Origin of the sequence: Bartonella sp. CL266QHHD (assembly GCF_042195355.1) — a bacterium.
Lineage (GTDB): Bacteria > Pseudomonadota > Alphaproteobacteria > Rhizobiales > Rhizobiaceae > Bartonella.
Genome location: NZ_JBHIOD010000038.1, coordinates 1 through 1,152, shown reverse-complemented (window position 1 = coordinate 1,152; position 1,152 = coordinate 1). Strand labels below are relative to the sequence as shown.

Here is a 1,152-nt window from a genome sequence, read left to right as displayed (position 1 = left end):
AAAACCAGTGAAAGCCCCTTATGGATCCCTCGCTGCAAAACACAAAGAACGCGCTTTCCTCGCTTGTATCCATATCCCAATTTATGCTTTTGATTTTTCAATCCCCGCATCTTCAGCTCCTCATAAAATTCTTTATCTCTTAAAAAAAACAACCCATATGGGTGTAAACAGCGCAGCGATATTTTTACCGCCCCTTTGCTCTAAAATCTCAATAATGCCCGTACTTGAAATAACCCTGTCGAATTTCCCTTTTCTCGCACTGTCGATTGGGTTAAAATATTCGAATAAGATACATCAATATCCGTAATGTCTCCGGTTGCATGGAAACCAAGAGTTGCCCCAACGAGGCTCCCGCCAAAACTGTTTTTGTTTGCATCATTGGCTACAGCCCCCAGATCAAGCGCCATATAAGGGGCAAATTGGCTCATAAATTTACGCCCCATTCTCGACGAAAAACCTGGCAACAACAGCGACAATTCATTGCGCCAAAACGCCCCATTATTGCCGTAATAAATCGCCTCACGCACCCCGCGCACAGAGGAACTACCACCAAGCGATATTTGCTCTGAACTAAACAACGTGTCGGGTGATAATTGTCCTGAAAACAGTGTGTTATAGCGAAAGTTATACTGTTTGAGCGAAAAAGGACGCACGTAGCCTAGGGAAAAAGACAATTTGGAAAATTGCCCTTTGGGTGAATTTTTTGTTGCATTCTCTTGCTCTTTATCGTCATAAGCGCCAAGAATTGCTAACCCTTTATGAAACCCTATATGCGCGCTTAATTCTCCTCCAAGCCACTTGCGCGAATGATCAAGCTCAAAGGTTGCAATAGCTAGTTTACGGCTGGAAACATCAACCCGACTGCCCATAATAAAATTATCAGAATATTTCCATGTCAACCGTCCTGTAAGCCAGGTCTTTCCCTCTTGATCACGATCAATAACCCGTGAAATCCATGGTGTCAGCGATAAAGACTTACCCGCAGTCATAATATCGGAAAATATTCCCTTAACACTTGAATGATATTGGCTCCACGTCCCATCAAAACCTGTTGTCCAAGTGCCATAGGGAAGAGAAAATGATCCCGTTAGAGTATCACTATTGGGACGCTTGTGAGAAAAATGATACGGACTACCATCCATGGAGCGCTGA

At 43.5% G+C, this 1,152-nt stretch carries 1 protein-coding gene; it reads right to left on the bottom strand.

Annotated elements, in window-relative coordinates; all coding sequences use genetic code 11:
- Positions 1-200: 200 nt before the first annotated feature.
- A partial coding sequence (locus tag ACFIK7_RS04620) for a ShlB/FhaC/HecB family hemolysin secretion/activation protein (RefSeq protein ID WP_375663009.1) occupies positions 201-1,152 on the bottom strand: 952 nt, incomplete at its 5' end.